Origin of the sequence: Achromobacter aloeverae (assembly GCF_004121055.1) — a bacterium.
GTDB classification, from domain to species: domain Bacteria; phylum Pseudomonadota; class Gammaproteobacteria; order Burkholderiales; family Burkholderiaceae_B; genus Bordetella_C; species Bordetella_C aloeverae.
The window spans coordinates 378620-398140 of the sequence record NZ_PYAL01000003.1; the positions used below are offsets into that span (position 1 = coordinate 378620).

Consider the following 19521-nt stretch of genomic DNA (forward strand, 5'->3'; position numbering starts at 1 on the left):
AAATTTTGTCTACAAGTTGACAAGCCGGGCCCCATCCGGCACGAGACCCGCATCATGGATCTGCATTTGAACGATATTGCGCTGTATGTCGAAGTGGCGCGGCACAAGAACTTCAGCCGCGCGGCGGAAGTATTGAACATGCCCGCGTCGACCCTGTCCCGGCGCGTGGGCGAGCTGGAGAAGCACGTCGGCATGCGCCTGCTCAATCGCAGTACGCGGCGCATAGACCTTACCGAAGCCGGGCAGATCTACTATGAACGTTGCCGCCATCTGGTGGACCGGGCGCGTGTGGCGCACGAACAGCTGACCGACATGGCCAGCGCGCCGAAGGGCTTGCTGCGCGTCTCCATGCAAAGCAGTCTCGCTCATTTGTTCCTGCCGGTCGCAATGGCGGAGTTCACCCGGAAGTATCCGCTTATCGAGTGCGAGTTCGATGTCAGTTCGGCGCCCATCGATCCCATCAGCAACCCCTACGACGTGGTGCTGCGCTTCGGCAAGCAACCCGATTCGGGATTGATCGCGCGCCAGCTACTGAGCATGTCCTGCGAGATGTACGCGATGCCAGCCTACCTGGAGCAGCATGGCGTTCCGCGCACGCCGCAGGATCTGGCGGAGCACGAGTGCCTGCGTTCGCTGATCGACGAGCGTCGTTCGGAATGGGAGCTGCGGCGCGGCAAGGATGTGGCGGTGGTGCCCGTGTCCGGGCATATGTCCGCCAATCAGTCCAGCCTGTTGTATCGGCTGGCCGTTTCCGGGCTGGGCATCGTGGCGCTGCCGGTGTTCGAACGCGTGCGCCAGGCCGTACGCGAGAGCGGGTTGGTGCGGGTGCTGCCGGAGTGGCAGCTGGCGCCGCTGCCGCTGTACGCGCTGCTGCCGTCGCGTGTGCTGCCGGCCAAGACGCAAGCCTTCCTCAGCTTCATCGAGCCCCGCCTGAACCTGGGTTTCTCCATGGCGGAGAACGAAGAGGACAGGGAGGCCGAAGCAGCGGCCGCCTGATCAGTGCCTTCGCGCGGCGTGCTCGCGCAACACGTCCATGGCGGCCTGCACGCCGCCCGCGCGGTGCGGCACGCCGGCCAGCGCCAGGCCCATTTCGACGCCCGCCAGCGTGCCCATCAAGCTCAGGTCGTTGAAATCGCCCAGGTGGCCGATGCGGAACACCTTGCCGCTCAATTTGCCCAGGCCCTGGCCTAGCGACATATCGAAGCGGTCCAGCACGATGGCGCGGAAGGCGTCGGCGTCATGGCCTTCTGGCATGCGCACGGTCGTCAGCACCGGGCTGAATTCGGCCGCGTTCGCGCAATTGTTCTCCAGGCCCCACGCGGCCACGGCCGCGCGGGTGGCGGCGCCATGGCGCGCGTGGCGCGCTTGGACCTGGGCCAGGCCGGCCTCGCGCAGCATGTCGCAGGCCTCGGACAGGCCATAGAGCAGATTGGTGGCGGGCGTGTAGGGCCAGCTACCTTTCTGGTTGGCCTGGATGATGTCCTGCCAGTTCCAATAGCTGCGCGGCATGCCGCCGCGCTCCGCAGCGGCCAGGGCCTTCGCGCTGATGGCGTTGAAGGACAGGCCGGCCGGCAGCATCATGCCTTTCTGCGAACCCGAGATCGTGACGTCCACGCCCCAGTCGTCGTGACGGTATTCGACCGCGCCCAGCGAGGACACGGTGTCGACCATCAGCAAGGCGGGGTGGCCGGCGCGGTCCATGGCCGCACGCACGGCAGGGACATCGGACAGGACGCCGGTGGACGTTTCGTTATGCACGATGCATACGGCCTTGATGCGATGCTCGCGGTCTTCGCGCAAGCGCCGTTCGATGGCACTGGCATCGACGCCGTGGCGCCAGTCGCTGGGCAGTGTTTCCGTGACGAGGCCCAGCTTGCGCGCGAGGTTCTGCCACAGCGCGGCGAACTGGCCGGTTTCGTACATCAACACCTGGTCGCCCGGCGCCATGGTGTTGACCAGCGCGGCCTCCCAGGCGCCGGTGCCGGAAGCGGGATAGACCATGACCGGCTGGGCCGTGCCGAACAGCTCGCCGAGGTCCGCGAGGATCTTGCGCGCCAGCACCTGGAACTGCGGGCCGCGGTGATCGATGGTGGGATAGTCCATCGCGCGCAGGATGCGATCGGGGACGTTGCTGGGACCCGGTATTTGCAGGAAGTGCCTGCCGCCGCGGTAGGGAGCGCGGAAAGTCATGGGGGATATCCTTGTTTTTGCATGCAATTTTGCTGCGAGGATGCTAATGCAACGCCGGCCTTGCGGCATGCGGGTTTTCCCTAGTCGTTGTGAGCGGGACGGGAGACGGCCAGGCGTCGTCTTTTCTCGGTAAAGTTCGGGTTCCCATTTCCCCTGGTCCCGTTGATGTCCATCGCTTCCGACCCGCCGCCTCAAGCCAGCCAGGACGGCCTGCCGGTCCTGCACGAGGCCGTGGCCGGGCGCCTGCGCACGCTCATCGTCCAAGGGCGACTGGCGCCGGGACAGCGGCTCAATGAGCGCATCCTGTGCGAACAATTGAAGGTTTCGCGCACGCCCCTGCGCGAAGCGTACAAGGTGCTGGCCGGCGAGGGCCTGGTGCGCCTGCTGCCCAATCGCGGCGCGGAGGTGCTGCGCCTGACCGAGCCGGAAATCATCGAACTGTTCGAATTGATCGGAGGCCTGGAAGCGTTGGCGGGGGAGCTGGCCTGCGCGCGCATTGACGCCGCGGCATTGATGGAAATCCGCACGCTGCATGCCGAGATGATGGCGTGCCATGCGCGCCGCGACCTGGCGCCCTATTTCGACCTGAACCGCCGCATCCACGAGGCCATCAATGCGGCCGCCGGCAACAGCATGCTGACGGAAACGTATCGGCGGGTGAACATGCGCTGCCAGTCCTTGCGCTATCGCTCGAATTTCGACCAGGACAAGTGGGATGCCGCCATGGCCGACCACGCCGCCATGCTGGAAGCGCTGGAGCGGCGCGACGGGGCGCGCATGCGCGTCCTGCTGACAGCGCATTTGGCGGCCAAGTGCGAGGCCGTGCTCAAGGCCATGCGGTCCGAGCCGCCGCGCGACCCGATGCAGCGCCGCGCGCCGCGTGCCGCGGTGGCGCTGGCCGCGGCGCTGGCCCGCTGAGAGTGGCGTAATATCACGCGCATTCCAGCTTTTTTCCCTCCGTCTTGCCATGTCCGATATCCATTTCTACGAACCCGCCGCTGGCCATGGCCTGGCGCATGACCCGCTGAACGCCATCGTCGCGCCGCGCCCCATCGGCTGGGTGTCGACGCGTTCGGCCGATGGCACCTTGAACCTGGCGCCCTACAGCTTTTTCAATCTGTTCAACTACAAGCCGCCCATCGTCGGTTTCTGCAGCCTGCGCCGCAAGGACAGCCTGGTCAACGTCGAGGCGACAGGCGAGTTCGTGTGGAACCTGGCCACGCGCTCCCTGGCCGATGCCATGAATCTCAGCAGTGCCCCGGCACCCGCCGACGTGGATGAATTCAGGCTGGCCGGCCTGACGCCGGCGCCGTCGCGCCTGGTCCAGGTGCCGCGTGTCAAGGAGACGCCGGTCGCCTTCGAATGCAAGCTGACGCAAATCGTGCGGCTCAAGGGCAAAGGCGGCGAGGACATCGATGCCTGGCTGGTGCTGGGCGAAGCGGTCGGCATTCATATCCGCCGCGACCTGATCAAGGACGGCGTTTACGACACCGCCGCCGGAGAACCCATCCTGCGCGGTGGTGGCCCCAGCACGTATTTCGGCATCACGCGCGATAACGAGTTCCACATGGATAGGCCTGCCTGGCCTTGATCGTTTCGGGGCCGGGCGGCCGCCCTCCGCCATCGCCTCGGCCGCTACCCGTTCAGTTCGCTGTCATGCCGAGGCATGGTGCTTGCCATCGACCCTCGGATGAGCAATCTGAAGGGCATGGGCATGGCCGAAGAGACCGAACACGATCCCCGAGCAGCCGACCAGCACGGCCACGAGGCCGGGCGGCGGGACGATGCGCGCGACGATGGCGAGAGGCGGGACCGCCGCGGTAGCCAGGACGGCGGTGGCCGGGACGACGGCGGCCGGGAAAACGGTGGCCAGGACAGCGACAACAAGGACAACGGCAACCATGGCCGGAAACGCGGCAAGAAGCCGCTGATCATCCTGGGCATCGTCGCGCTGGTCCTGGTGGTGGGTGGCGTGGTGTGGTGGTTCCTCACGCGCAACCAGGTAAGCACGGACGACGCCTATACCGAGGGCAATGCCGTGACCATCGCGCCCAAGGTCGGCGGCTATGTCGTCCAGCTCAGCGTCGATGACAACACGCGGGTGAAAAAGGGCGACTTGCTGTTGCGCATCGACCCGCGCGATTACGTCGCGGCGCGCGACCAGGCCCTGGCCCAGCGTGCCCTGGCGGCCGCCCAGCTGAACCAGGCACGCACCCAGCTTGCGCTGGCGCGCGTGCAGTATCCCGCGCAGTTGTCGCAGGCGCGGGCCCAGGAGAAGTCCGCACAGGCCAACCTGGCCAATGCGCAGGCCAGCTATCGGCGCCAGCGCAGCGTCGATCCGCGCGCCACCAGTCAGCAGAACGTCGATGCGGCGACCGCCCAACAACGTACCGCCCTGGCCGAGGTCGCCAATGCGCAGGCGCAGGTCCAGGCGGCCGACGTGGTGCAGCAGCAGGTCGATCAGGCGCAGGCGCTGGTGCGGGCCCGCGAGGCCCAGTTGCAGGCCGCCGATGCGCAGGTCGAGCAGGCCGAGCTGAACCTGTCCTATACGGAAGTCCACGCGCCCAGCGACGGCTGGGTCACCCGCCGCAATGTGAATGTCGGCTCGCTGTTGCAGGCCGGCGCGACCGTGTTCGCGCTGGTGCCTCCCACGGTGTGGGTGACGGCGAACTTCAAGGAGACCCAACTGGACCGCATGCGGCCGGGCAATGCGGTGGATATCGACGTCGACGCCTATCCGCGCCTGAAATTGCATGGGCATGTGGATAGTATCCAGCTGGGCACGGGCTCGCGCTTTTCGGCGTTCCCGGCGGAGAATGCCACCGGCAATTTCGTCAAGATCGTGCAGCGGGTGCCGGTGAAGATCGTCATCGACAGCGGAATGGACCCGGACCTGCCCTTGCCGCTGGGCCTGTCGGTGGTTCCTACCGTGGTGCTGCAATGAGCGCGGCCGCGCAAGCGTCCGCCTCCCAGGGGGCCGCCGGCGAGGCGTCCCATTGGCGGCCGCAGTCCAATCCCTGGACCATCGCCATCGTGGTGACGATGGCGGCGTTCATGGAAGTGCTGGACACCACCATCGTCAACGTATCGCTGCCGCATATCGCCGGCACCATGTCGGCCAGCTACGACGAGGCCACCTGGACGTTGACCTCGTACCTGGTAGCCAATGGCGTGGTGCTGCCGATCTCCGGCTTCCTGTCGCGCATGCTGGGGCGCAAGCGCTACTTCATGATCTGCATCGTGGCCTTCACCGCCTGCTCCTTCCTGTGCGGCATCGCCACCAACCTGGGCGAGCTCATCGTGTTCCGCATGCTGCAGGGCTTTTTCGGCGGCGGGCTGCAACCTTGCCAGCAATCCATCATTCTCGATACCTTCGCGCCTTCGCAGCGCGGCCGCGCGTTCTCGGTGTCCGCGGTCGCCATCGTGGTCGCGCCGGTGCTCGGCCCCACGCTGGGCGGCTGGATCACCGATAACTTTTCCTGGCGCTGGGTCTTCCTGATCAATGTCCCGGTGGGCGTGCTGACGGCGCTCGCGGTGATGCAGGTGGTGGAAGACCCGCCCTGGCAGGAACCGGTGCCCAAGGGCAAGCGTCATGTCGACCTGCCCGGCATCGGGCTGATCGCGCTGGGGCTCGGCAGCCTGCAGGTGATGCTGGATCGCGGCGAGGACGAGGACTGGTTCGGTTCGACCTTTATCTGCGTCTTCGCCGGGCTGGCGGTGGTGGGGCTGGTGGGTGCGGTGCTGTGGCTGCTCCATGCGCGCCGGCCAGTGGTGGACCTGAGGGTCATGCGCGACCGCAACTTCAGCCTGGGCTGCGTGACCATCGCCGCTTTCGCGGCGGTGCTGTATGGCAGTTCCGTTCTCATTCCCCAGTTGTCCCAGCAGCAGCTGGGCTATACGGCGACGCTGGCCGGCCTGGTGTTGTCGCCCGGCGCCTTGCTGATCACTTTCATGATCCCCATCGTCGGCAAGATCATGCCCAAGGTGGAAACCCGGCACCTGATCGCGGTCGGCTTTTTCTTCCTGGGCGCGGCCTTGTTTTATTCCCACCACCTGGTGCCGCAGATCGATTTCAACACCCTGGTGCTGATGCGCATGGCGCAGTCCTTCGCGCTGGCCTTCCTGTTCGTGCCCACCAGCACCCTGGCCTACGTAACGCTGCCCAAGGAACTGAACGACGATGCGGCGGCGCTGTTCACCATGTTCCGCAATGTGGCGGGGTCGATCGGCATTTCGCTGGCCACGGCGGGCATACGCGAACGCCTGCAAGTCCGCATGGCCCATATGGTGGGCAACATGTCGCCGTTGTCGCAGCAATACCAGGACACCGTCCAGCGTGTGGGCCAGGCCTTGCGCGACTATGCCGGCGTGGTGGGCGACCAGACCCAGGCCGCGACGGCGCATATGTACCAGACCTTCGTATCGCAGGCCACTATCCTCGCCTATATCGACGTCTTCGCGATATGCGGCATCTTCGCATGGTGTTTCATTCCCTTGACCTTCTTCTTCTCGTCCACCCACGCCTCGGGCGGCGCCGGAGGACATTGAGCATGGCCCGGTCGATGATGACGATTCCATTGCGCTCACCCTTGGGCGCGCGGCTGTCGTGCGGCGCGTCTGGTGGCGGTCCCCGGGCGGCACGCCTGGCCGCGCTCACCCTGGCGGCGTTCCTGTGTGCGGCTTGCACGGTCGGACCGGACTTCAAGCCGCCGGAGGCGGGGGCGCCGGACGACTACGCCGATCGCCAGCGGGCGCCGCTGCCCCAGGTGGCGTCGGTGACGGAAAAGACCGATCCCGATCCGCAGTGGTGGCACGGTTTCAACGATCCGGTGCTGGACGCCTTGATCGACCGGGCCATCGCGGACAACCTCACCCTGCGCCAGGCCGTGCTGCGCATCGTCGCGGCGCGCCAGCAGGCACGCGCCGCCGGCGCTCGCGGCTTGCCGCAGGTCAATGGAACGGGCAGCTACACATACCAGAAACTCGGCTTGAAGGGCATCCTGGAGTCGCGCGGCATTCCCGGCAAGATCGATAGGCTGGGCGCGCCGGATTCGCCCCTGAACGACATCGCGCCCGACGCCGGCGCCCAGGCCAGCAGCGCGGGCAAGCAATTCCTGGAGGAAGCGGACAAGCCGGTGAATCTCTATACGCTGGGCGTCGACGCCAGCTGGGAGCTGGATTTGTTCGGCCGCGTGCGGCGCGGCGTCGAGGCTGCCAATGCGCAAACCGAATCGGCGATGGAAGACCGCAACGACGCGCTGGTGTCGCTGGAAGCCGAGGTGGCGCGCACCTATGCGATGCTGCGCGGCGCCCAGCTGCTGGACCGCATCGCCCGCGACGAGGTGCGCGTGGCGCAGGACACGTTGGACCTGACGCGCAGCCGGCAGCGATCGGGCCTGGCCAGCCAGACCGATGTCGAACGCGCCGATGCGCAGCTGGGCGCCGTCGCGGCGCAGTTGCCGCAATTCGAGCAGCAGGCGGCCCAGGCCTTGAACGCCCTGGCTGTTCTGCTGGGCCAGCCGCCTGGCACGCTGGACGCCGAGCTGTCCACGCCCGGCGCGGTGCCGCCGGTGCCGCCCGCCGTGCCCGTGGGCCTGCCGGCCAGCCTGGCGCGGCGGCGGCCGGATATCCGCCGCGCCGAGGCGGACCTGCACGCCGCCACGGCGCAGGTCGGGGAATCCATCGCGGAAATGTTCCCGGACATCTCCTTGACGGGACAATTCGGCTTTCGCGCCACGCAGGCCAGCTACCTGACGCGCTGGGCCAGTCATTTCTATTCGATCGGACCGCAGGTCAGCATTCCCATTTTCCAGGGCGGCGCGTTGCGTGCGCAGGTCGCCATCGCCAAGGCCGACCAGGCGGCGAGCGTGCTCAACTATCGCCAGACGGTGTTGTCCGCCTTGCGCGACGTCGACGACGCACTGGTGCGCTATCGCACCGACCAGGCGCGCCAGGTGACCTTGCAACGGGTGGCCGACGCCAATGCCCGCGCCTTCGACCTGGCGCGCGACGGCTATCGCAGCGGGCTGAACAGCTTTATCGACGTGCTGGATACCGAACGCCAGCTCAGCGACAGCCGCGTGCAGCTGGCGCAGCAGACGGTGCAGGTCACCACGGACCTGGTCGCGCTGTACAAGGCGCTGGGTGGGGGATGGCAGGGGCATGAGATCGACCCCGCGCGTCTGGGCGATGCCGCCGCGGAAGCCGCGGGAGCCGGGACGGCCGGGACAGACCGGGCTGATGGCGGTGCGTCGTCCCAGCCCGTCGGCGGCGCGGTGCCCGCCTTGCGCTAGACCGGTGACCCGCCCGGCTGCTAAAAAGGCAGGGGCAAGGGAGGCCGCGCATGAAACTGGTTTGCTGGAATATCCAATGGGGCCGTGGCTGCGACGGGCGGGTGGATCTGCCGCGCATCGTGAGCGAGGCCAGGCGTGTCGCGGATTTCGATGTCCTGTGCGTGCAGGAAGTGAGCCGGGGCTTCGATACGCGGCAGGGCGCGGGTGACGGCCCAGGCGAGGGCGATGCCGCGGGCCTGCCTGGCGGCACCGGGCCCGACCAGTTCGCGGAATTGGCCCGGCTGTTGCCTGGATACACGGTGCTGGAAGGCGTGGCCGTGGATTTGCCGCCGCCGGCGCCCGGGGCGCCGCGCCGCCACTTCGGCAATGCCATCGCCACGCGCCTGCCGGTGCGGCAGGTCTGGCGACACAGCCTGCCCTGGCCGGCCGATCCCGGCGTGCCGTCGATGCCGCGCATCGCGCTGGAGGCGGTGATCGATAGCGGCAAGGGCCTGGTGCGCGTGATCACGACGCACCTGGAGTACTACTCCGAAACGCAACGCCTGGCGCAGGTGGAAGCCTTGCGCGTCATGCACGCCGAAGCGTGCGCGCACGCACGCAGGCCGGCGCCCCTGGAGAAGCCGGGCACGCCCTTCGCGGCCACGGACCGGCCCTCGGCGGCCATCATTTGCGGCGATTTCAACAGCGCGGCGGGCGACAGCGCCTATCTGCGCATGGTGGCGCCCATGCCGGCCACGGCAGGCGCGCCGGATTTCCTCGATGCATGGCTGCTGACGCATCCGGGTCCGGTCGCAGGGCCCGCGCGCGCGCCCACTACGGGGGTATACGACCACGAGCAGTGGGCCGATGGTCCTTTCCCCTGCGATTTCTTTTTCGTGACCGCCGACCTGGCCCAGCGGGTGTCGCGCTGCGAGGTCGACCAGCAGAGCGCGGCGTCGGATCACCAACCCTTGCTGCTGGAATTGCGCTGAATGCGGCCCGTCGAGCCCCGGCGCGGCAAGTGGCGACGTCGCGGCCTGGGCGCGCTGGCGACCGTTGTGCTGGTGGGCGCGACCGCCGCATTGGCGGCCTGGGGCTATCTGCGCGCCAGCCTGCCGCGCCTGGACGGCGTCGTGGCGGCGGCCGGCCTGGCATCGTCCGCGCGCATCGAACGCGATGCGCAGGGCGTTACGACGGTGACCGCGGCCAACCGCCTTGATCTCGCCTACGCTACCGGCTATGCGCACGGCCAGGACCGGTTTTTCCAGATGGACCTGCTGCGCCGGGTCGCGGCGGGCGAGGTGTCGGCCCTGGTCGGAGCGGACGCCGTGCCGCTGGACCGGCGCAATCGCCTGCACCGCTTCCGTGCACGCGCCGAGGCCGCGTATGCGGCGCTGGAGGCCGGGCAACAGACCTTGCTAAGGCGCTATGCCGATGGGGTCAACGCAGCCATGCGCGCGACGCGCGCCCGGCCGTTCGAGTACGCGCTGCTGCAGGCGCAACCCGAACCCTGGCGTCCGGAGGACACCTTGCTGGTGGTCGACGCCATGTACCTGGACCTGCAGTCCGGCGAGATCGCACGCGTGCTGGGACGTGGCATGCTGCGCGACAGCCTGTCGCCCGATATGCTGGCCTTCCTGACGCCCGCCGCCACCGAGATCGATGCGCCGCTGGACCAGGCGCCCATGACGATACCCGCGTTGACGGTTCCCGCCGAGCGGCCGGACTGGCTGGACGGGTCGGTGACGACGGGGCGTGGAGCTGCCCCCGTATCGGTGGCGAAGGAAGCGGCGTCGGCGATACACGGCGCTGTCGAGCGCCGGCGAGCCGACGCCACCGCGAGCGCGCCGGCGCCCAGCGTCGGCGGCGCGGGATCGCTTTTCGGCGCGACGGTGGCGCAGGCCATGCAGGCCGGCCTGGACAACAGCGCTTCCGTGGGCAGCAACAGTTTCGCGGTGGACGGCGCGCACGGCGCCGGTGGGCGGGCCATGGTGGCCAACGATATGCACCTGGGCCTGGGCTTGCCGAATATCTGGTATCGACTGACGCTGGTGCTTGCGGGCCCGGACGGCCAGCAAGCGCGGCGACTTTCGGGCGTCAGCCTGCCGGGCGCGCCGCTGGTGGTGGCGGGCAGCAATGGCGACGTGGCCTGGGGCTTCACGAATAGCTATGGCCACTACATCGACCTGGTGCGCGTGGACCGCGACCCGGGCGACCCCCGGCGTTATCGCGGGGCCGACGGGCAGTGGCGGCAGGCGGAGGACCATGTCGAGACCATCGCCGTGCGCGGCGGCGAACCGGTGCGCCTGGACGTGCACGAAACCCCATGGGGGCCATTGTTCCGCAGCGGCGGTGCTTCCTATGCCATACGCTGGGTGGCATACCTGCCGCAGGCGGTCGACCTCGGCCTCATGGCCATGGAGCAGGCGCGCGATCTTACGCAAGCCTTGGCGGTCGCACAGCGCGCCGGCGTGCCCGCGCAGAACATCCTGGTCGCGGACCGCCATGGGCGCATCGGCTGGACCTTGGCCGGCCCGCTGCCGGCATCCGTCCTCGATCCGGGCGGCTATCCGGTGCCGGCTGCGGCGTCGGGTGACCCGGGGAGGACAAGCGGCCAGGTGGCGGATGCGGCGCCAAAGAGCGGCCATATGGTGGACGTGGCGAATGTGGCGGCCCCGGCAGGGCCGGCGCCCCCGTCGGCCCCGGCCCTGCGCCGCCTGGCGCCGGCCGACTACCCCATCGTCCTCGACCCCCCATCCGGCCGCCTGTGGACCGCCAACAGCACGCAACTGGGCAACGCCGCCCTGCAGGCACGCATCGGCGACGGCGGCGCCGATATCGGCACGCGCAGCCAGCAGATCCGCGACGATTTGCTGGCTAGCCCGAGCAGCCAGGAAGGCGATCTGCTGGCCATACAGCTGGACGATCGCGCGTCCTGGCTGGCGCCCTGGCGCGATCTGCTCCTGGGCACCCTGGATGCCGATGCCACCGCGGGCCATCCGCGGCGCGCGGAGATGGCGCGCCTGGTAGCCGGCTGGAACGGCCGTGCCGATGCCGACGCCGTCGGCTACACGCTGGTGCGGGCGTTTCGCGAGGCCTTGTACCAGGCCTGGTTCGGCGGTCTCGATGCCCGCCTGGCGGCCCGTACCGACGCCGACCGCCAGGCAGGATTGCCGGCCTGGCCGCTCGCACTGGGCCGCGCGTCCTCACGCATGGAAGCCGTGATGCGGGCGCTGGCGCGCGAGCGCGCGTGGGTGCCGCGGCGCTATGCCGACAACCGCGCTTTCATGCTGGCGATGGCGGACGACGTCATCGCCCAGGCCGATGCGTCCGGCGGCCTGGCGCAGGCGCGCTGGGGCGATCGCAACCGCCTGGCCCTGGCCCATCCCTTTGCCCGTCTGCTGCCACCCGCGCTGCGCGGCTGGCTGGCCGCGCCGGACACGCCGATGCCCGGGGACCAGCATTTGCCGCGCGTGCAGCGGCCGGCCTTCGGCGCATCGGAACGGTTCGCGGTATCGCCGGGACAGGAGGCCTTGGGTATCCTGCATATGCCGGGCGGCGCATCGGGACATCCGTTGTCGCCCTATTTCCTGGCCGGCAATGCGGCATGGGTGGAAGGCCGGGCCACGCCTTTCCTGCCTGGCAAGACAAGGCACCGCCTGGATCTCAAGCCGATGAAGCAGCCGTGATGCCGGCGGGCCGCTGGTCGCGATTGGCTCGACGGTCTGCCGCCTACACGCCGCCGTCCCGCATCCGGTACCAGGTCACCACCGCGTTGACGTACAGGCGTCGCAGCCCATACAGCGGAAAGGCCTGGATCGGCGCCACCGGCACCGGCAGCCCGGCGCGGTCGCCAGTGGCGACATAGGCGGCCATGGCCCGCCCCATGGCGGTCTGCAAGCCGACGCCGCGACCTTGGCAACCGATGTCTATCAACAGGCCGGGCTCGGGCTCATGCAGATGCGGCAGGTAGTCGCGCGTGATGGCCACCCGGCCGCACCAGCGGAATTCATAAGGCACGCCCGCCACCTGTGGGTACATCTTCACCATCACGCGTTCGAGGTGGGCCCAGTCAGCCGGCCCGCGCGGTTCGCGGAAGGGGCCGCGCCCGCCCATCAACAGCCGTCCCTGGTGATCGAGTCGGAAATAGAGCAGCAGGTTGCGCGTGTCCGAGCACACCTGTCCTTGCGGCAGGATCCCGGCGCGGATGGCTGGCGACAGCGGTTGCGTCGCGACCTGGAAGGTGTTGGCGTCGATGATGCTCGGTTGCAGGTCCGGCCACAGGTCCGCGCCATAGGCATTGGTGCACATCACGACGCGTGTTGCGGTCACGGTGGCGCCGGCGCTGGTCGTGGCGACCCAGTCGGCGCCGCTGCGCTGCAGGCTGTCCACGGGCGTTTCGGTATAGAGGCGGGCCCCCGCGGCCAGCGCCGCGCGCGCCAGCCCGCGCACATAGCTCAGGGGCTGGATGGCGCCGGCGCGCGGGTCGAGCCAGCCGCCCAGGTAGCGGTCGGTTCCCAGCAGGCTGGCCGCTTCGGCCGAGTCCAGCGTGCGCGCCGCGACGCCCTGCCGGCGCCATTGTTCCGCGCGCTGCTGCGCTACCGCCAGCGCCCGCGGGGTATGCGCGCCCTGGATCCAGCCTTGCCGCACATGCGGCACGTCCATATCGTGCCGGGCGATCAGGTCGAACACCAGGTCGGCGGTGGCGCCGGCGAACTGGATGAGGTTGGCGCCGCGCTCTGGACCGTACATGCGCAGCAGGTCGTCGGGATCGTGCTTCAGGCCCGGGATGACCTGTCCGCCGTTGCGGCCGGATCCGCCGAAGCCGATCTCGCGCGCCTCCAGCACCACCACGTCGATGCCGCGCTGGGCCAGGTGCAGCGCGGTGCTCAGGCCGGCATAGCCGCCGCCGATGACCAGGACGTCGGCGCGCTGCGAGGCGTCGATGGCCGATGTGGGCGGCGGCGGCGCGGCCGTGGCGGCCCACAGCGCCGGGGAAAGCGGGAACATGTCGTGCCGCATGGCAGGCGATCCTCACATGGGGTGCAGGACGCGGCGCAGGAAATCCTGCGTGCGCGGATGGCGGGGCTGGTTCAACACGTCGGCGGCGGGCCCCTGCTCGACGATGACGCCGCCGTCGAAGAACAGTACGCGGTCGGCCACTTCGCGGGCGAAACTCATCTCATGGGTGACGACCACCATGGTCATGCCGGCCTCCGCCAGCTTGCGCATGACGCCCAGCACGTCGCCCACCAGTTCGGGGTCGAGCGCCGAGGTCGGCTCGTCGAACAGGATGGCCTTGGGCTGCATGGCCAGCGCGCGCGCGATGGCCACGCGCTGCTGCTGCCCGCCGGACAATTGCGCCGGATGGGCGTTCTCCTTGTCGGCCAGGCCGACGCTGGCCAGCAAGGCCCGGCCGCGTTCGGTGGCCGCCGCGCGGGGCTCGTGCTTGACGTAGATGGGACCCTCGATGACGTTTTCCAGCGCCGTGCGGTGCGGGAACAGGTTGAAGCGCTGGAACACCATGGCCACCTGGGTACGGATGGCCGTGATGGACGGCGCGCGCGTGTCGACGCGCTGGCCGTCGATGGCGATGCTGCCTTCGTCGTAGCGCTCCAGCCCGTTGATGCAGCGCAGGATGGTGGACTTGCCCGAACCGGACGGGCCGATCACGCACACGACCTCGCCCTTGCTGACGTGCGCGTCCACGCCCTTGAGCACTTCCAGTGCGCCGAAGCGCTTGCGCACGCCGTGCAGCGTTATCATCGCCGGCCGCTCCTTCTCTCCAGATGCCTGACCAGCATGATCAGCGGCACGCACATGACCAGGTACATCAGGGCCACCAGCGTGAATACGGTGGCGTTCTTGAACGTCGACACCGCGATCAGCTTGCCTTGCAGGGCCAGTTCCGCCACCGTAATGGTGGAAGCCTGGGACGAGTCCTTGAGCATCATGATCATGATGTTGCCGTAGGGCGGCAGGATGATGCGCACCGCCTGCGGCAGGATGACCCGCCGCATGGTCAGGCTCCAACTCATGCCCATGGCCATGGCGGCCTCGACCTGGCCCTGGTCGATGGCCTGGATGCCGGCGCGGAAGTTCTCCGCCTGGTAGGCGGAATAGGCGATGCCCAGGCCGATGATGGCGGCCTGCATCGCCGTCAACGCGATGCCCACGTCCGGCATGACGAAGTAGATGTAGAACAGCAGGACGATGATGGGGATGCCGCGCAGCAGGTTGATCATCATGCCGCTGAAGCGCGTCAGCAACGGAATGCCCGAGACGCGCATGAGGGCCCAGACCATGCCCAGCACGGTGGAAAACGCCAGCGAGCCCAGCGTCACCAGGACGGTGAGCTTGGCGCCTTGCAGCAGGATGGGCAGGTATTGGGCGGCGTCGCTGAAGAATCCGGCCACGGCGTCAGGCACCAAGCCCCCACTTCTTCAGGATGCGGTCGATGCTGCCGTCGGCCTTGAGCTTGGCCAGCGCGGTATTGATCTTCTTCAGCAGTTCGGTGTCGTCCTTGCGCGTGGCCAGGCCAAGGCTGCCGACCACCGTGGGCTCGTAGCTGGGCACCATGTGCAGGTTGGGGAAGCCGCCTTGCGAGATCGTGTATGCCGCGATGGGATAGTCCATGAAGCCGCCCTGGATGCGCCCCGCGTTGGCGTCACGCATCATGTCCGGCGGATTGTCATACAGCTTCACTTCCTTGAAGACACCGCTCTTCTGCACGGGTTCGACGAAGGCGGTGCCGACCTGCACGCCTACCGTCATGCCCTTCATGTCGGCGAAGGTTTTGTAGGCCTTGGTGTCGCTTTTGGGCACCATCAGCCCTTCGCCGTAGCGGTAGACGGGTTCCGAGAAGCTCACCACCTGCTGGCGCTGCGGCGTGATGAACATGGCGGCCGAAATGATGTCGATGCGCCTGGACGTCAGCGACCCGATCAACGCGGAGAAAGTCATCGGCTCGATCTGCACCTCGAAGCCGGCTTCCTTGCCCACGGCCTTGACGATGTCGACCATCACCCCTTCGATGGTATTGGTCTTGGTGTCGAGGAAAGTGAAGGGACTGCCCGTGGGCGTCGAGCCCACCTTGAGCACGGTCTGCGCCTGGGCGCCGGCGGCGGCCAGCGAGAGCGCGGCGAACATCGAGACGAACAACTTTCTGGCGTGCATGTCCATGTCCTTCTTCGTCGGTATCGGCCTTGCCGCGGCCGCGCGGGAGCCCTGGGCGGCCCTGGTGGCGCGGGTTCGCCGCCGCATGGAAGCAATCCCGGAGACGAGCGCGGAAACAACCCGGCAGAAAACCGGAAGGATGAGCGGCGACAACGCCGCTCCATGCTATGCGTGGGCGTTGGCCGCGGACAACCTAGGGACTTCCCGCCCGGCCGCGGCCCGGTGCCGAGGTCGCCGGCGTCACTGCACGCGGACCTCGAAGGCCGTGAAGCGCGTGAACGGTTGCGTGGCCGTGGCGCGTATGCCCCAGTTGCCGCCGTTGGGCAGGTTGTAGGTGATGTCGGAGGCCTCGCCGACCTTGTTGCCTTGGGCGTCGTACAAGGTGAAGACGACGGCGGCGCTGTTCAGGAGCCGTCCCGTCCCGTTGTGCAGCGTACCGGTGATCATGGTCTGGCCGGTGCCGTTGTCGCGCATGGCTTGCAGCGCGTCGAGCGTCACGCCCTGCGGCAGCGATTGCGCGCCCGCCAGGCCGGCGGCGCAGGAAAGGAGGAAAGTGGCGAACAGGCGTTTCATGGCGGCTTCCGGTTTGGTTGAATTCCGTGGCGCGGAATCCGGGAGGATGCACCACGGTCCGGTGGTCCCGTAGTCTCGCCATCGACGCACGTTGCGTGCCAGGCGGACGCAACGTGCCAGCCCCGGCAGGGCTACGCGAAATGCAGCGGCAGTCCGGTGATGCGGCGCAGCTCGTCTTCGCTGATATCGCCGACCCGATCGATAACGTACACGCCATCCGCACGGATGTCGAATACGGCAACGTCGGTATAGACACGCGACACGCAGCGCACGCCGGTCAGCGGATAGCTGCACTGCGCCACCAGCTTGCTGGCGCCGTCACGCGTGGTCAATTCCATCATGACGAAGACCTGCTTGGCGCCGATCGCCAGGTCCATCGCGCCGCCGACGGCGGGGATGGCATCCGGCGCGCCGGTATGCCAGTTGGCCAGGTCGCCCTGGGCCGAGACCTGGAAGGCGCCCAGCACGCAGATGTCCAGATGGCCGCCGCGCATCATGGCGAAGGAATCGGCATGGTGGAAGAAGGAGGTGCCCGGAACCTGGGTCACCGCCTGCTTGCCGGCGTTGATCAGGTCGTAGTCTTCCTCGCCCTTGGCGGGCGCCGGGCCCATGCCCAGCATGCCGTTCTCGGTATGCAGGACGATTTCACGATCGGCCGGCAGGTGGTTGGCGACCAGGGTGGGCAAGCCGATGCCAAGGTTGACGTAGGCGCCTTCCGGAATGTCCTGGGCGACGCGCGCGGCGATCTGGTCACGGGTCAGTTTGCTGCTCATGCTTGCTCCTTGCCGGCGGGCGCGGCATCGATCCGCACTACGCGCTGCACGAATATTCCGGGGGTGACGACGGCTTCCGGGTCCAGGCTGCCGAGCTCGACGATTTCGTTGACCTGGGCCACGGCCACGCGCGCTGCGCTGGCCATGATGGGCCCGAAGTTGCGGGCCGTCTTGCGATAGACCAGGTTGCCCCAGCGGTCGGCCTTCAGCGCCTTGATCAGCGCATAGTCGGCGTGCAAGGGCGACTCCAGCACATAGTGGCGGCCATTGATCTCGCGCGTTTCCTTGCCTTCGGCCAGCGGGGTGCCGTAGCCGGTGGGCGAGAAAAAGCCGCCGATGCCGGCGCCGGCGGCGCGGATGCGCTCGGCCAGGTTGCCTTGGGGCACCAGTTCCAGTTCGATCTTGCCGGCGCGGTACAGGCCGTCGAAGATCTGCGAATCGGTCTGGCGCGGAAACGAGCAGATGATTTTGCGCACGCGGTTGGCGCCCAGCAGGGCGGCCAGGCCGGTGGTGCCGTTGCCGGCGTTGTTATTGATGATGACGAGGTCCTTGGCGCCTTGCGCCAGGAGGGCATCGATCAGTTCCATGGGCTGGCCGGCCGGCCCGAAGCCGCCGATCATGATGGTCGCGCCGTCCGGCACGTCGGCCACGGCGGCTGCCGCGCTATCAACGATTTTCGAGATCATCGCTATCCTGCTTGTCCAAGAGGAGAAATAAAGCTGTCGATCCGCAAGCCGCCATCAGCGCGCCCGGCCCGCGCAATGACGTCGGCCAGGCAGGAGAGGGATGTCTCCATTTATTTGTTCTAATAGCGAACTTTGGTTCTATAATCGAACATATTCCATGACTGTCCACCCTGTGTCAAGGTCGAGTGTCCTCAGGGTGAACACATGGCGCTTCTCCTCCCCCTCCCGCCATCGTCCATGACCGAGCCCGACGTCCCCCAGCAGCCCAGCGATTCCTACGTGCAGTCCTTTGCCCGCGGGTTGGCCGTCATACGCGCGTTCGGACCTGAAACGCCGCAAATGACCCTGAGCGAAGTGGCGGCCCGCACCGGGCTGACGCGGGCGGGCGCGCGGCGCATCCTGCTGACGCTGGAGCACCTGGGCTACGTGCGGGCGGACGACCGCCGTTTCGCATTGACGCCGCGCATCCTGGACCTGGGCTATGCCTATCTGTCGGCCACGCCGCTGTGGAATCTTGCGTTGCCCTATATGGAGACCGTGGCGCAAAGCACGCGCGAATCCTGTTCGGTGGCGGTGCTCGACGGCGCGGATATCGTCTATATCCTGCGGCTGGCGGCGCACAAGGTGATGAGCATCAACCTATCGGTGGGCAGCCGGCTGCCGGCATGGGTGACCTCCATGGGGCGGGTGCTCCTGGCAGGCCTTGATGACGAGACGCTGGACCACTTGCTGGCGAACACGCCGCGCGCGGCGTATACCAGTGAAACCATCACGGATGGCGCCGCGCTCAAGCGCGTGATCGCCCAGGTGCGCGAGCAGGGCTACGCCTGTGTCGAGCGCGAACTTGAGCCTGGTCTGCAATCGGTGGCCGTGCCCGTGATCGATCGTTCCGGCAAGGTCATCGCCGCGATGAACGTCAGCGGCCATGCCAGCCGCTACACGCGGGACGAGATGCTGGCAGCCTTCTTGCCGCCGCTGCGCGCGGCCGCCGACCAGATCAACCAGGCGCTGCGACGGCGCTGAGGCGCAGTCGGGAACGCGCGCGCCCTGGCGCCGATCCGTGCCCAGGCGGTAAAGTGCCTGCTTGTCCCGTATTTCATGGCCGTATTCCCATGCTCAACCACCAACGTCGCGCCCTCGTCCTTTTCTCCGGCGGCCAGGATTCCACCACCTGCCTGGCCTGGGCCCTGGACCGTTATGCGCATGTGGAGACGGTGGCTTTCGACTACGGCCAACGCCATCGCATCGAACTGGACGCGCGCCTGCGGGTGCTGGAGGAATTCCGCGCCCGCTTGCCCGGGCCGGCCGCACGCCTGGGCGAGGATCACCTGCTGGACCTGTCCGTATTGGGCCAGGTGGCCGATACCGCGCTGACCAGCGACCGTGCCATAGAGATGCAGGCCAATGGCCTGCCCAACACCTTTGTTCCGGGCCGCAACCTGCTGTTCCTGACCCTGGCGGCGGCGCTGGGCTATCGGCGCGAACTGGATGTCCTGGTGGGCGGGATGTGCGAGACCGACTTCTCCGGCTATCCCGATTGCCGCGACGACACCATCAAGGCGCAGCAGGTCGCCTTGGGCCTGGGGCTGGGCAGCCGCCTCACCATCGAAACCCCCTTGATGTGGCTGGACAAGGCGCAGACCTGGGAGCTGGCGCAACGCCTGGGCGGCGATGACCTGGTCGACATCATCGTGGAGCAGAGCCACACCTGCTACCTGGGCGAGCGCGGCGCGCGCCATGGCTGGGGCTACGGTTGCGGGAAATGCCCGGCCTGCGTGCTGCGCAAGGCCGGCTGGGAACGCTGGCAAGCGGGCCTGGCTGCCGCGGACAAGAGCGCGTAGTGACAGCTGA

Annotated in this window: 18 protein-coding genes; 10 read left to right on the plus strand and 8 right to left on the minus strand. The window is 68.0% G+C overall.

Annotated features, from left to right (window positions below; genetic code table 11):
- Nucleotides 1-54 precede the first annotated feature (54 nt).
- Nucleotides 55-996, plus strand: a complete 942-nt coding sequence (locus C7R54_RS12740; protein WP_129150801.1) for a LysR family transcriptional regulator — start codon at nt 55-57, stop codon at nt 994-996.
- Here C7R54_RS12740 and C7R54_RS12745 read toward each other — a convergent pair whose 3' ends face one another.
- Entirely contained in the window at nt 997-2190 is a 1194-nt protein-coding gene (locus C7R54_RS12745) for a pyridoxal-phosphate-dependent aminotransferase family protein (RefSeq protein WP_129150802.1), read from the minus strand.
- 165 nt (nt 2191-2355) lie between these two features.
- On the opposite strand from C7R54_RS12745, the gene C7R54_RS12750 reads away from it, so the two are divergent.
- The 7 genes from C7R54_RS12750 (at nt 2356) to C7R54_RS12780 (ending at nt 12151) form a co-directional block, all read left to right on the plus strand.
- Nucleotides 2356-3108 (plus strand): GntR family transcriptional regulator, encoded by a 753-nt coding sequence (locus tag C7R54_RS12750; protein WP_129150803.1) that lies wholly within the window; start codon nt 2356-2358, stop codon nt 3106-3108.
- Nucleotides 3109-3157: 49 nt separating this feature from the next.
- Nucleotides 3158-3781 (plus strand): flavin reductase family protein, encoded by a 624-nt coding sequence (locus C7R54_RS12755; protein WP_129150804.1) that lies wholly within the window; start codon nt 3158-3160, stop codon nt 3779-3781.
- 99 nt (nt 3782-3880) lie between these two features.
- Nucleotides 3881-5134, plus strand: coding sequence for an HlyD family secretion protein (locus C7R54_RS12760; RefSeq protein WP_240039499.1), 1254 nt, complete (start codon nt 3881-3883; stop codon nt 5132-5134).
- On the plus strand, nt 5131-6738 hold the full coding sequence (locus C7R54_RS12765) for a DHA2 family efflux MFS transporter permease subunit (RefSeq protein WP_129150805.1): 1608 nt from the start codon (nt 5131-5133) through the stop codon (nt 6736-6738). The genes C7R54_RS12760 and C7R54_RS12765 overlap by 4 nt, the downstream gene beginning before the upstream one ends.
- Nucleotides 6739-6740: 2 nt before the next feature.
- Nucleotides 6741-8483 carry an efflux transporter outer membrane subunit gene (locus C7R54_RS12770; protein ID WP_240039500.1) on the plus strand — a complete coding sequence of 581 codons (1743 nt, stop codon included), beginning with the start codon at nt 6741-6743 and terminating at the stop codon, nt 8481-8483.
- Nucleotides 8484-8533: 50 nt separating this feature from the next.
- Nucleotides 8534-9454, plus strand: a complete 921-nt coding sequence (locus C7R54_RS12775) for an endonuclease/exonuclease/phosphatase family protein (protein ID WP_129150806.1) — start codon at nt 8534-8536, stop codon at nt 9452-9454.
- Entirely contained in the window at nt 9455-12151 is a 2697-nt protein-coding gene (locus C7R54_RS12780) for a penicillin acylase family protein (protein ID WP_129150807.1), read from the plus strand. It abuts the gene before it with no gap.
- A 43-nt stretch (nt 12152-12194) separates the two neighbouring features.
- Here C7R54_RS12780 and C7R54_RS12785 read toward each other — a convergent pair whose 3' ends face one another.
- The 7 genes from C7R54_RS12785 to C7R54_RS12815 all read right to left on the minus strand — a co-directional run bounded on the left by C7R54_RS12785 (nt 12195) and on the right by C7R54_RS12815 (nt 17670).
- A complete protein-coding gene (locus tag C7R54_RS12785; RefSeq protein ID WP_129150808.1) occupies nt 12195-13484 on the minus strand; it encodes an NAD(P)/FAD-dependent oxidoreductase in 1290 nt (429 codons plus the stop codon).
- Between the two features lie 12 nt (nt 13485-13496).
- Nucleotides 13497-14228: an amino acid ABC transporter ATP-binding protein gene (locus tag C7R54_RS12790; RefSeq protein WP_129150809.1), complete on the minus strand. Its 732-nt coding sequence runs from the start codon at nt 14226-14228 to the stop codon at nt 13497-13499.
- Nucleotides 14225-14878, minus strand: a complete 654-nt coding sequence (locus C7R54_RS12795; RefSeq protein WP_129151058.1) for an amino acid ABC transporter permease — start codon at nt 14876-14878, stop codon at nt 14225-14227. Before C7R54_RS12795 ends, C7R54_RS12790 begins: the two co-directional genes overlap by 4 nt.
- Before the next feature lie 4 nt (nt 14879-14882).
- Nucleotides 14883-15638 carry an ABC transporter substrate-binding protein gene (locus C7R54_RS12800; RefSeq protein ID WP_129150810.1) on the minus strand — a complete coding sequence of 252 codons (756 nt, stop codon included), beginning with the start codon at nt 15636-15638 and terminating at the stop codon, nt 14883-14885.
- 240 nt (nt 15639-15878) lie between these two features.
- Nucleotides 15879-16211 carry an FxLYD domain-containing protein gene (locus C7R54_RS12805; RefSeq protein WP_129150811.1) on the minus strand — a complete coding sequence of 111 codons (333 nt, stop codon included), beginning with the start codon at nt 16209-16211 and terminating at the stop codon, nt 15879-15881.
- Between the two features lie 131 nt (nt 16212-16342).
- Nucleotides 16343-16984, minus strand: coding sequence for a 3-oxoacid CoA-transferase subunit B (locus C7R54_RS12810; protein ID WP_129150812.1), 642 nt, complete (start codon nt 16982-16984; stop codon nt 16343-16345).
- Entirely contained in the window at nt 16981-17670 is a 690-nt protein-coding gene (locus C7R54_RS12815; protein WP_129150813.1) for a 3-oxoacid CoA-transferase subunit A, read from the minus strand. The genes C7R54_RS12810 and C7R54_RS12815 overlap by 4 nt, the downstream gene beginning before the upstream one ends.
- A 237-nt stretch (nt 17671-17907) precedes the next feature.
- Here C7R54_RS12815 and C7R54_RS12820 point away from each other — a divergent pair, with 237 nt between their 5' ends.
- Both C7R54_RS12820 and queC read left to right on the plus strand, forming a co-directional pair.
- Entirely contained in the window at nt 17908-18693 is a 786-nt protein-coding gene (locus tag C7R54_RS12820; protein WP_192903658.1) for an IclR family transcriptional regulator, read from the plus strand.
- 89 nt (nt 18694-18782) lie between these two features.
- On the plus strand, nt 18783-19511 hold the full coding sequence (queC, locus tag C7R54_RS12825) for a 7-cyano-7-deazaguanine synthase QueC (protein WP_129150815.1): 729 nt from the start codon (nt 18783-18785) through the stop codon (nt 19509-19511).
- The last annotated feature ends 10 nt before the right edge of the window (nt 19512-19521 follow it).

What these genes read in the sequence shown, in the direction of transcription:
- C7R54_RS12810 (WP_129150812.1), bottom strand. Translation starts at nt 16,984, where the DNA reads ATGAGCAGCAAACTGACCCGTGACCAGATCGCCGCGCGCGTCGCCCAG.
- C7R54_RS12755 (WP_129150804.1), top strand. Translation starts at nt 3,158, where the DNA reads ATGTCCGATATCCATTTCTACGAACCCGCCGCTGGCCATGGCCTGGCG.
- C7R54_RS12780 (WP_129150807.1), top strand. Translation starts at nt 9,455, where the DNA reads ATGCGGCCCGTCGAGCCCCGGCGCGGCAAGTGGCGACGTCGCGGCCTG.
- C7R54_RS12760 (WP_240039499.1), top strand. Translation starts at nt 3,881, where the DNA reads ATGAGCAATCTGAAGGGCATGGGCATGGCCGAAGAGACCGAACACGAT.
- C7R54_RS12805 (WP_129150811.1), bottom strand. Translation starts at nt 16,211, where the DNA reads ATGAAACGCCTGTTCGCCACTTTCCTCCTTTCCTGCGCCGCCGGCCTG.
- C7R54_RS12820 (WP_192903658.1), top strand. Translation starts at nt 17,908, where the DNA reads ATGACCGAGCCCGACGTCCCCCAGCAGCCCAGCGATTCCTACGTGCAG.
- C7R54_RS12790 (WP_129150809.1), bottom strand. Translation starts at nt 14,228, where the DNA reads ATGATAACGCTGCACGGCGTGCGCAAGCGCTTCGGCGCACTGGAAGTG.
- C7R54_RS12775 (WP_129150806.1), top strand. Translation starts at nt 8,534, where the DNA reads ATGAAACTGGTTTGCTGGAATATCCAATGGGGCCGTGGCTGCGACGGG.
- C7R54_RS12770 (WP_240039500.1), top strand. Translation starts at nt 6,741, where the DNA reads ATGGCCCGGTCGATGATGACGATTCCATTGCGCTCACCCTTGGGCGCG.
- C7R54_RS12745 (WP_129150802.1), bottom strand. Translation starts at nt 2,190, where the DNA reads ATGACTTTCCGCGCTCCCTACCGCGGCGGCAGGCACTTCCTGCAAATA.
- C7R54_RS12765 (WP_129150805.1), top strand. Translation starts at nt 5,131, where the DNA reads ATGAGCGCGGCCGCGCAAGCGTCCGCCTCCCAGGGGGCCGCCGGCGAG.
- C7R54_RS12750 (WP_129150803.1), top strand. Translation starts at nt 2,356, where the DNA reads ATGTCCATCGCTTCCGACCCGCCGCCTCAAGCCAGCCAGGACGGCCTG.
- C7R54_RS12815 (WP_129150813.1), bottom strand. Translation starts at nt 17,670, where the DNA reads ATGATCTCGAAAATCGTTGATAGCGCGGCAGCCGCCGTGGCCGACGTG.
- queC (WP_129150815.1), top strand. Translation starts at nt 18,783, where the DNA reads ATGCTCAACCACCAACGTCGCGCCCTCGTCCTTTTCTCCGGCGGCCAG.
- C7R54_RS12785 (WP_129150808.1), bottom strand. Translation starts at nt 13,484, where the DNA reads ATGCGGCACGACATGTTCCCGCTTTCCCCGGCGCTGTGGGCCGCCACG.
- C7R54_RS12800 (WP_129150810.1), bottom strand. Translation starts at nt 15,638, where the DNA reads ATGCACGCCAGAAAGTTGTTCGTCTCGATGTTCGCCGCGCTCTCGCTG.
- C7R54_RS12740 (WP_129150801.1), top strand. Translation starts at nt 55, where the DNA reads ATGGATCTGCATTTGAACGATATTGCGCTGTATGTCGAAGTGGCGCGG.